Raw genomic sequence first — 9,659 nt, 5'->3', positions numbered from 1 at the left:
GGTCAGGTGACGCGCGGGGGCGGCCGTCCGGTGTTTCCCGGTGGTTGGGCTGCTGGGTGATCTGGCCCGGGAGTGCCGTGGGGTTCGCGGCTGAGGCCGGTGTCGTTGTCGAGGGTGGCCCCGGTGTGTTGGTAGAGCCAGGTTTCCAGGATGTCCAGGTTCCCGATGGTGGTCATGATGGCGATCAGGAGGGTCTGGTGACCTGTCCGGGGCGGGCCGGTGTTTCGGGTTGCCGATGTCCATGTCACCGCTCTTGAGGCGGCCGTTGATGCCTTCGTTGTGGGAGCGGATGGGTTTGTAGGTGTGGTCCCAGGTGGGGCTGAGGTAGTGCGTGTCCTGCCGGTACTTCGCGGTCTTCAGGTCGCCGCGGGCGTCGGCGGGGACGCTGATGGCGGATGCCCCGCAGACGGCAGGCAGGTCTTCTTGAGGGGGCAGGTCGAGCCACTCGTTGTCGGGGAGCTGGACCGTGGGCCGGGCGGCGGGATGAGCGGCCCGGGACCGGGTATCGGCCAGGTTGACCACCGTCGGGGGCGGCCCGGAGGAGCGTGGCTGGTTGGGGCGGAGGCGGTTGCGGCGGGGGCAGTTCACCGATGGGGACGGACCGGCGGCCGGGCACTGCAGCCGGACGGTGCCCCGGGCGTCGGCGCTCTCCTTGAGTTTGAGGAAGTACGGCCGGCGTTGTGCGATGGCTTCCTTGAGTTCGTCGCTGCGGATGCGTACGGCCTTGTCGTCCGCGCCGTGTGTGGCCTCGACCAGTGCGGTGGGCATGCGCGGGCAGGCGAGCGAGCCGTCGACCAGGAGAGCCCCTTGCCAGGTGCCCTGGAGTCCCCGTTCCTTGACCTTGTAGTCGAGGCGAGGCGGTAGCCGAGGCGGCGGCGGGGACCTGGAAGTGCTGTGGGCTACATCCGGTGTAGGCGCGGTCGGCCGCGCAGGTGCCTTTGGGCAGCTGGAGTTCGTCCAGCTGCCGCAGCAGGGTGATCGCGTTGGGGCCGGTGCGGACGGTGGGGGTGTCCAGGACCAGGCCGAGGCACAGCTGCGGGTAGGCCGTCGTCTTCGCCGGGGTCGTCCCGGTGACGTGTGCGGGGCGGGTGGGCGGCGACGAGGAAGGTGGCGCTGTAACCGAAGACGCCTTCGTCGGAGCCGCCGCTGAAGTGCAAACCCGCGGTGATCTCGACCGAGGCCGTGCCGGAGAACTCGCTGTCGGGCTTGGCCAGGACGGGGATGGCGGTCGCGTCGACTCCGATGTCGCCGCGCCAGCCGCGCAAGTGCCCGCCGCTGCTGGGCGATTCTGACCGGAGTCAGGACGAGGTCGTTGGCCAGCTTCTGCAGACGGCCGGCAGCCTGGCGTCCGGCCGGGGTGTCCCATGCCGCCGCGTGGGCATCGGCGTCCGCCTGGGGCAGGCGTCGGCGCCGGTCGCAGCGGGCCGGGTCCAGGACCGTGGTGATGCGGTCCAGACCCCGGTAGAGACGGCGGCTGGCAGCGACGCACTCCCGGGCCGAGCCCGGCGGCGCCTGGGGAATGCCCAGCCAGACGCGGGCTGTTGGCCGCAGGCGGAAATGCAGTATCCGCCACGCTTCGGCGACGGTGGCCCGCCCGGTGTAGTAGACGGCGAGCATCAGCCCGGCCAGCACCGTGCGCGGCCGCACGCCCGGCGGCCCCGGACGGCCGTCCAACAGCTCCTCCAGCCGCTGGGGCAGGCCGGAGCGGTCAGCACCGACAGCAGCTGCCCGACCTTGGAGTCGGGTATCTCGGTCAGCCGGCCGGGACGGAGCCTTGGCCGCAGCAACCGTGCCGCCAGCTCCTCACCTTCGGGCCGGGGCCTCACCGGCGGCGACCGCGCAGGAGCGGACGACCTCCTTGTCCGTCAGCGGCGGGACCCAGCGGTGATAGGGGCCAAGGCCGGCCGGGGAGACCATGCCCGCCGCCGATGCGACAACCGCCGGGCTGACACCTTCGGCCAGCAGCCGGACGATCCAGGTCGACCGCAGCCGGCGGGCCGACAGCGGCGGGAGACCGGCATGCGGGCGGTGACGGTGCGGCCAGGACGAGACGAGGTTCTTCGCCGCCGCCACCTTCCGGCCCGGCCGGAACAGGAAACCCGCCCCCGCCGTCTCCCTCAGCTCGGCGAGCACGGTCTCCCATCCGGTGTGGCAGGCCACCAGCCGGCCGAGCATCTCCTGGTCCAGCACCGCGACGCCGGATGTGGTGACGCGGATGTGGCTGCCCCCGGACCCGGGGGACCTCGCCGGGGTGCCAGGCCGCATCCGGCACCCAGCGCCAATCAGCGCCAGGCCGTCCAGCCGGGCCTGTCCCGGCAGTTGGGCCGCCCAGGCCCGCAACCGCGACAACTCCCCGCGCTCGTAAGGAGGCTGTGGGTCGCGCGGCGAGGACAGCCGTGCAGCGGGCGCCTCACCGCGTTGCACCCACACCAGGGCCTCACGCACCCGCCGCAGCCAGGAGCGGTAGGTCTGCACGGTGGAGCCGTCCATGCCGGCACAGCCCGACAGCCGAACGCGTCGATCGTCTCGGTCCGCATCCACACCCCGGGATCCCGCGGGAGCCCGCAGCCGTCCGCCCACACCGCCAGCCGCCCCACCACATGCAGCAGATGCCCCGCCTCGTAGCAGGTGGCAGGAGCCGCCGCGGCCACCGTCGCTCTGACCTGGTCGGCGACCGGCGCCCACCGCCGGTGTGGCAGACGGGGACGGTAGTCGCGGATCCGCCGGGAAACCTCAGGGCTCAACGTCACGGTCCAACCAAATCGGCTGGACAAGCAGCCGGTGAAGGCATCGAAGCCGATCTTCACCGAGAGGAGTGCATCAACATGGTCGGAGGTTTGACCCGCAGCAGGCCGCCGCGCGATCTTGCCCGCGATCCGGAAACCTGGCCCCACGCCCTCATCGACGACCCCGCCGCCGCCGTCGTCCAGGACATCGCCCGCACCCTCGCCACCACCCTGGCGGACCAGGGCCGCAGTCTGCGGCGGGCCGCCGAAGGGTCGGGAGTCAACCGGCAGGCCATCGCCGACCTGATCGCCGGCCGCTGCTGGCCCGACATCGCCACCGTCGCCCGCCTGGAGAACTTCCTCGCCGTCACCCTCTACCCGCCCGGGGAGGAATGCGCCGTACGCATGGAAAACAGCCCTTCCGCCCCCCGGCATCGGCGGCCGAAGGGGCGACAAAATAGGCCACGCGCCCCCGAGGCGAGCCCAGTTGCTCTAGCCTCGGGAGTGCGTGAGCCACTGCGAACGGGACCACGCCGCGCTCCCGTACGAGGGTGCCACCTCAGGGAGCTGGTTCCCTCCCCCGCCGAGGGGGAGGGAACACCCAATGAACAGGCTCTCGTTAGGCGGCCTCCTTCGTCGGTGAGCCGTTGGCCCTGGCGACGGCGAACATGCCCACCGGCTCCTCGACGACCCGGCCGTTCTTCACCAGCCGCTTGCACGTCCCGCGGACCGTCGCGAGGGGCCCCCGCCCTGCCTTCCCCCGGGTCGGCCGCCCGAGCGCCTCCGTGATGTCCCGCACCGGCATCGACCGCCCAGCAGTCACCAGAATCCGCTCGACCGCCTCCATCAACTCGCCCGTCGCGGTCCGCTGGCCTGCGGCAACCTCTGTCCGGGGAGGCGGTGGATCGTCATCGGCCGGTGCCCTGTCCTGTTGTCCGGGAGGCGGGTCCGTATTGGGCCCGGACTCCGTCTGCGGGGAGCCGTCCCCCGCGGGGCCGTCCGGGGCTGTTTCTTCGTTCACGGGTGGCGGAGCATCCGCGAGGATCTCCTCAAGCGCCTCACGCAACTGGTCACGGGTGGCGGATACCTTCGCCACCTCCGCGGCGACAAGGGCGAGTTCGGCTTCGAGCTCCGACTTCCTCTGCAGCAGCCGCCCGACCTTGCCGGAGTAGAAACCGACAGCTGCCCGCAGCCCTGGTACCGCGGCTACCTCATCTGTGTCGACGGAGCCCATCCGCTCCCTCCCGATACCTGGCTGCCCATGCAACGGCAGCCATCGTAGGCAACGCCAGCCGCACCTGGCAGCCAATTCGCCAACTGTGCAAGACAGTTGCAAGACCTGGCATGTCGTTCCCGCGCATCCGAAGACCTGATGCACCTCGTTCGTGTGGTCAGTGCGGTAGCGACTGCGCACGTGCGGCTGCTCGCTTCGTGGCGGAGCCTGACACCTGCCGGCCGGGCCCGGCCTCGGTCGGCTGTCGGACCGGGCAGTCCAGGAATGAAGCATTCCGGCATGCCCCTATAGTCGCCCTCATGAGCGAAGGGAAACGAGAGTTACGAGGCAGCGGCGGTCTTCGGAGCGTGCTGTTCGCAGTCGGCGCGCTGGTGGCTGCTGGGCTGCTGGCAGCCCTTGCCTGGTGGCTGGGTTGGTTGACCCCCGGGACCGGATGGTTGTCGGCGAAGCTTGCGGCGAAAGCGGCAGTTGTTGTGCCCCTGGGAGTCGCGGCCTTGATCACCTGGATCAAGAAGCGTCGGTGACGCGCTCTCTCGACAACGCCCCCCTTGAGGCCCTGCCTCAGGGCAGCCGGAACCCCACCCACGCCGTAGGGGAGCCCGTCCAAGATCGCAGGGGCTGATCGCCAAAGATCCCAAACGACAACAACGGCTCAAGCTCCGCTCGTTACCGTCCGTGCGTGGACTGGTGAAGATCACGCCATGCAGGTCGGATCTGTTGCCCTTGCAACCCCAGGGCTCGCTTCGTCCTGCGATCGGCGACGCTGACCTGGGTGAAGGAACCACCTCCCGCTCCCGGTTCCTGAGCACCCGGGTCCCACTCCCGGCGGCACTGTTCGGAGGCGACAGTCGTCGGCCGGGGCGTACTGGCAGGCCCGGTCCGTCGCCGGCCGCCCTGAGTTCCGTTGTCTGGCGGAGCTCGGCGCGGCAAGAGGGCATTCTTGGCCATGCAGTTACTTTCGGTCGCACTGTGATTGCTTTCCGTTCGTCACGCCTGATCGAGACGCGGCCTTCCTGGAAGAGCTGACCGAGACGGCAACTGCGCGGAGGTGCATGCGGGTTGCCCGGAGGCGGAGGCGTCGACGCGCGAGCCCCGATGCGGAAGACCTGGGTCCGTTGGGTGGATTGCCCACGTGAGCAGGGGTCCCCAAATGGCCTGTACTGCGGTACGGCACTTGGGCTGATTGCGTCGGCCATCTAGTTTCTTGATCGCTAACGCAGCCGGGCCGCACCTTCTGCCGACCCAGGCTGTCATCTCGATTCTTGGAGTGGCTTGTGCGCATGGTTCGTAGATCTGCTCTTAACAGTGTGATGTCTGCTGCGTCCCTCGTGGCTGCCTTGGCCCTCGTGGGTTCGGCGTCGCCCGCCTTTGCCGACGGCGCCCCCAACGACACTGCACGTGCTGTCTCGGTCGTGGAGAAGGCGAGCGGGACCAACGACGTTGCCTCTTCCACGGCGTCTGCCGGAGCCGCGGCTCAGGCCACCACCAGCACTGAAGCGGGCCGCATCACGGTCACCGCCCCCGCCTCTTCCGCCGGACAGGTCAAGGCGGCCGCGGCGGACGGGACCTCCCTGGGCCTGCAGTTGGAGAACGCCAAGAGCGTTGCCGGCGTCAAGGCCGGTGCCGGCACTGTCGTCTACTCCGGTGTCGCCCGGTCCACCGACCTCGCCGTCCAGCCCACCGTCGACGGTGGTGCCCGCACCCTGGTCACCCTCAAGGACTCGGCCGCGTCCACGGACCAGCGCTTCGCCCTCAACCTCCCCGAGGGCGCCCTGGTCCTGCCCGACGCCGACGGTGGATACCACGTCTCCCGCACCACAGCGGGCGGCAAGAGCGTCATGGTCGGCGCCATCGAGGCTCCCTGGGCCAAGGACGCGAACGGCAAGCCCGTCGCCACCAGCTACAAGCTCGAGGGCAACACGCTCACCCAGCACATCGAGACCAACAAGGACACGGCCTTCCCCGTCGTGGCCGACCCCAAGATCACCTGGGGCAACGTCACCGGCACCGCATACTTCACCAAGTCCGAGACGAAGAACATCGCCATCTACGGAGCGACCGCAGCCATATCCACGAAATTCCTGCCGCCGCCCCTGAACGCGCTGTACTCGGTCAACGCCGCGCTGGTCTCGGCCAAGGCCGTCGAAGCCCGCGGCGACGGCTACTGCCTGAAGATCAAGTTCGCCGCCGGCATCTTCATCCCGGGCGTCTACAGCAACGGCTGCGACTAACACAGCCTGCACCTCTGCCATCATGACGGAGAACGCGGCAGCAGAAGGGGTGTTTCCTGTGAACTGGTGGTTATGGACAGGCGTTGCAGTGTTCTGCACAGCCTCCCTGGGCCTGGACGTGTATCTCACGCACCGAGGAGTGCGCAGCCGCATGGCCCGCCTGGAAGCCTTCACGGACGCCTTGGCGCTGCTGCCCGGAGTCGCGGCCGTGGTGCTCATCCAGATGCTGTTGGGCGGATCCGATGCGCAGGCGATACCGGCATGGGTCACGGCCGCCTTCTGGGGAATGGGCATCACGCAGGCCGTCCACCTCGGTCGGCTTCAGCGAGCAACCCACCACCGCACCAACAGCAGCTGACTGTGCTCTTGGTGGGACCGGTGGTCGGCAACGCAACGTGACCACCGAGCTGGGCCGTACGGCTTGGACGGCGATGGGCCGCACGGATTCCTGTGCGGCCCATCGCCGCGTTCGCCGCTCTCTGGACCCCGGAGGAATGGGAAGTGATCTACAGCGGGGTGGGGAACGATCTTCATGGGGCTGAATCACTGCACGTCAGGCCCTCTCGTGAACACCCCGCCCGGCGGTTCGGGCGGGCCGCCGTCATCGGAGCGGGGATCGCCGGCCTCCTCACCGCACGTGCCCTCGCCGGCGTCTTCGAAGAGATCACCGTGTTCGAACGCGATCATCTCCCCTCGGACCCGCGGCCACGGCGGGGCGTCCCGCAGGGCCGCCACGCCCACGCCCTCCAGGCCCGCGGCCTGGAGATCTTCTCGGAACTCTTCCCCGGCCTGCGGCAGCAGCTGCACGCGGCGGGAGCGCCGGTGGTGGACTTCTGCCAGGACGCGCGCCTTCAACTACCGGGCGGCGCGGCCCGACCCATGCCCTCGGGAATCCTCATCCAGCCCGTCAGCCGCCCCCTGCTGGAAACCGCGGTCCGCACCCGCGTCGCCGCACTCCCCGGTGTCCGCATCCGCGACGGCTGCACCGTCACCGGTCTGCTGACCGACAGCGCGGCCCGGCAGGTCACCGGTGTTCACCTCACCCACCGGGCCCCCGGCAGCCGCGTCCGGACACCGGCGGTCCACCAGGCGGAACTGGTCGTCGACGCGGGCGGCCGCGCCTCCCATCTGCCCGACTGGCTGGTCGCTCTCGGGCTCCCGCGCGTGGCCGGGACAACGGTGGACGCCCGCGTCGGCTACGCCTCCCGCCGCTACCGCACCGGCCGCGTCCCCGCGGCTTCCTGGCGGGCCCTCTTCGAGCCGCCGCAGCCCCCCGGCCACACACGGGGCTGCTTCGCCCTGCACATCGAGGACCACCAGCTCCTGGTCACCCTGCAAGGAGCCGCCGACGACCACCCGCCCACCGACGACGACGGCTTCCACGCCTTCGCCAGGTCCCTGCACAGCGACCTGGCCACCGTCCTCGCCATCCTGGAGCCGCACTCATCGGCCGTCCGCTACGCCCGCACCGCCAACCGCCGCACGTACTACCACCGGCTCTCGCCCTGGCCCGACGGCCTGCTCGTACTCGGCGACGCGGCCTGTGTCTTCAACCCCGTCTACGCCCAGGGCATGACGGTGGCCGCGGTCGAGGCCCGCGCCCTCCGTGACCTGCTCGTCCGGCACCGGGGACACGACCTGACCGGGTTCGCCCGGCGCTTCCAGCACCGGCTCGCCCGGATCACCGCCTGGCCCTGGGCCATGGCCACCCTCACGGACCGCGGCTGGCCCACCGGTGAGCCGTCGCCCGCGACAGTCCGGGCCGCATGCTGGTATCTGCGGCGATGGCAGGAGCGCATCCCGCACGACCCGCGCATGTTCGAGGACTTCGTCCGCGTCGCCAACATGCTCGCCGGTCCCGCCACCCTTGTCCGCCCCCGGCACCTCGCCCGTGCCCTGGCCCCTGCCCCGTGCCTCCGCAGGGACCCCCGGCGGGCCCGGCCGGAGACCGTCCCCGCGAACACCCCTACTTCGGAGGAGACATGACCACGCGTCAGGAAGTCCGCTGGGCCGGTCTGGCCGGCGTCATCGCCTTTCCCGCCCTCGTCCTGTCGGTTCTGGCCAGCCACGACTTTCCGCACCTGTTCCCCAACTGGGGTTCCTCCACCGACCGGATCGTCGACTACTTCGCCAGGAACTCCGGTCTCTATCTGGCCCAGTGCTACGTCGGCTTCTTCGCTTATCCGCTGACCCTGTTCTTCATCGCCGGCCTGACCGCCGTGCTCCGCAGGGCCGGACGCCCCACGGTGTCTCTCCTGGCCATCACTCCGGCCATGACCGTGGTCGTCGTCCTCCACACCCTGGCGACGGTCCTGTGGGTGATGGCCTCCGCCGGAGCCGGGTACCACCACACCTTCGACGACTCCCTGATCAGGTTTTCCTTCGAGGCATCGCTGTTCGTCTGGCTGCCGGCCCAGCCCTTCGTCTCCCTCACCGCCTTCTGCACCGGAATGGCCATCCGCAGAACCCGGGCGCTGCCCCGCTGGACCGCTGCCTACAGCTTCGCCACCGCGGCCCTGGGCCTACCGCACGTCTTCTTCCTCTTCGTCGACCGGGGCTGGTTCGCTCCGGGCGAAGGCCCCAGCCTCGCCCTGTTCGGACTGTTCTACCTGTGGACGGCCGTGCTCGGCCTCGCCATGCTCCGGCTCCCCGCCGGGTCCAGGTCGGGGGATGAGGGGACATGACACCTCCCTCCCTGACCCCTGACCAGGCCCGGCAGATCCGGCACTCCGGCTGGGCCGGCGTCCTGGCCCTCCCCCTGATGCTCCTGGCGCTCTTCTTCGTCGCCGATCACTTCCCGGGGATCTACCCGACCTGGGGCGACCGTGGTGCGGAGATCTCCGCGTGGTTCGCCGCGCACCGCACCGGCGTCATCCTCCAGGTCTTCGCCGCAGGCACTGGTCTCATGCTGCTGATCTGGCTGATCACCGGCCTCACCGCCTACCTTGAGGCATACGGCCGCCGGACCATCGCCCTCCGGGTCATGACGCCCGCGGCCGTCGCCACCTCCGTGAGCATGCAGCTCTCCAACCCGCCTTGGCTGGTCGATGCCTTCGCGGGGACCACCGGCCACCCCTCCACCGACGCGCTCGTCCACTACACCTACGAGAACTCCTGGATGATTTACCTCTTCGCCCAGCTCTACGCGGCCTTCTTGCTCGTCGCGTCCGCGACCGCGTTCCTCCAGACCCGTGCCTTCCCGGCGTGGGCCGCCTGGTGGACCTTCGCGATCGCCGCTCTCTGTGCCCTCGGCACCCTCGTCATCCTGGCCGGAGCCGGGCAGCTGGCACCCGGCGCCCTCGCGACGATGGTGCCCTGGTCGCTGTTCTCCCTCTGGATGGTCGCGGTCGGCACCGCACTTCTCCGTATCGGTCGGCCATGACCGGCTCGTAGGACCACTTGGGCGCGCACTGGCCGGTGCAGGTCATGTCCCCACCGTGGAGGCGGGCGGCCTCACCCAGCGGATCA

The 9,659-nt window shown here is 70.2% G+C and carries 9 protein-coding genes; 6 read left to right on the top strand and 3 right to left on the bottom strand.

Translation table 11 applies throughout. From position 1 onward, the window contains the following. Window positions 1-2 precede the first annotated feature (2 nt). The 3 genes from AC230_RS33505 to AC230_RS32450 all read right to left on the bottom strand — a co-directional run bounded on the left by AC230_RS33505 (window position 3) and on the right by AC230_RS32450 (window position 3,960). The gene (locus AC230_RS33505; protein ID WP_241833125.1) at window positions 3-176 is read right to left on the bottom strand and encodes a hypothetical protein; all 174 of its coding nucleotides are present in this window, start codon (window positions 174-176) and stop codon (window positions 3-5) included. A 1,627-nt stretch (window positions 177-1,803) separates the two neighbouring features. After that, a complete protein-coding gene (locus tag AC230_RS07370) occupies window positions 1,804-2,490 on the bottom strand; it encodes a hypothetical protein (RefSeq protein WP_241833124.1) in 687 nt (228 codons plus the stop codon). Window positions 2,491-3,345: 855 nt separating this feature from the next. Next, on the bottom strand, window positions 3,346-3,960 hold the full coding sequence (locus AC230_RS32450) for a hypothetical protein (protein ID WP_049713962.1): 615 nt from the start codon (window positions 3,958-3,960) through the stop codon (window positions 3,346-3,348). 299 nt (window positions 3,961-4,259) lie between these two features. Between AC230_RS32450 and AC230_RS32445 the strand changes: the two genes are divergently transcribed. The 6 genes from AC230_RS32445 (at window position 4,260) to AC230_RS07340 (ending at window position 9,573) form a co-directional block, all read left to right on the top strand. Continuing rightward, complete coding sequence (locus AC230_RS32445) at window positions 4,260-4,484, top strand: hypothetical protein (RefSeq protein WP_157868467.1); 225 nt, start codon at window positions 4,260-4,262, stop codon at window positions 4,482-4,484. Window positions 4,485-5,270: 786 nt separating this feature from the next. After that, window positions 5,271-6,191 (top strand): hypothetical protein, encoded by a 921-nt coding sequence (locus AC230_RS07360; protein ID WP_157868466.1) that lies wholly within the window; start codon window positions 5,271-5,273, stop codon window positions 6,189-6,191. Window positions 6,192-6,279: 88 nt separating this feature from the next. After that, window positions 6,280-6,549 carry a hypothetical protein gene (locus tag AC230_RS07355; RefSeq protein ID WP_198535367.1) on the top strand — a complete coding sequence of 90 codons (270 nt, stop codon included), beginning with the start codon at window positions 6,280-6,282 and terminating at the stop codon, window positions 6,547-6,549. A 143-nt stretch (window positions 6,550-6,692) separates the two neighbouring features. Next, on the top strand, window positions 6,693-8,177 hold the full coding sequence (locus tag AC230_RS07350) for an FAD-dependent oxidoreductase (protein WP_157868533.1): 1,485 nt from the start codon (window positions 6,693-6,695) through the stop codon (window positions 8,175-8,177). Continuing rightward, window positions 8,174-8,875 (top strand): hypothetical protein, encoded by a 702-nt coding sequence (locus AC230_RS07345; protein WP_049715232.1) that lies wholly within the window; start codon window positions 8,174-8,176, stop codon window positions 8,873-8,875. Before AC230_RS07350 ends, AC230_RS07345 begins: the two co-directional genes overlap by 4 nt. Next, window positions 8,872-9,573: a hypothetical protein gene (locus AC230_RS07340; RefSeq protein ID WP_049715231.1), complete on the top strand. Its 702-nt coding sequence runs from the start codon at window positions 8,872-8,874 to the stop codon at window positions 9,571-9,573. The genes AC230_RS07345 and AC230_RS07340 overlap by 4 nt, the downstream gene beginning before the upstream one ends. Window positions 9,574-9,659: the final 86 nt, after the last annotated feature.

Source organism: Streptomyces caatingaensis (assembly GCF_001187435.1).
Taxonomy (GTDB): domain Bacteria; phylum Actinomycetota; class Actinomycetes; order Streptomycetales; family Streptomycetaceae; genus Streptomyces; species Streptomyces caatingaensis.
Note: the sequence above shows the minus strand (reverse complement) of the source record. Positions and strands in the feature narration are given on the sequence as shown.

What these genes read in the sequence shown, in the direction of transcription:
- AC230_RS32450 (WP_049713962.1), bottom strand. Translation starts at nt 3,960, where the DNA reads ATGGGCTCCGTCGACACAGATGAGGTAGCCGCGGTACCAGGGCTGCGG.
- AC230_RS07360 (WP_157868466.1), top strand. Translation starts at nt 5,271, where the DNA reads ATGTCTGCTGCGTCCCTCGTGGCTGCCTTGGCCCTCGTGGGTTCGGCG.
- AC230_RS07370 (WP_241833124.1), bottom strand. Translation starts at nt 2,490, where the DNA reads ATGGACGGCTCCACCGTGCAGACCTACCGCTCCTGGCTGCGGCGGGTG.
- AC230_RS07340 (WP_049715231.1), top strand. Translation starts at nt 8,872, where the DNA reads ATGACACCTCCCTCCCTGACCCCTGACCAGGCCCGGCAGATCCGGCAC.
- AC230_RS32445 (WP_157868467.1), top strand. Translation starts at nt 4,260, where the DNA reads ATGAGCGAAGGGAAACGAGAGTTACGAGGCAGCGGCGGTCTTCGGAGC.
- AC230_RS07345 (WP_049715232.1), top strand. Translation starts at nt 8,174, where the DNA reads ATGACCACGCGTCAGGAAGTCCGCTGGGCCGGTCTGGCCGGCGTCATC.
- AC230_RS33505 (WP_241833125.1), bottom strand. Translation starts at nt 176, where the DNA reads ATGACCACCATCGGGAACCTGGACATCCTGGAAACCTGGCTCTACCAA.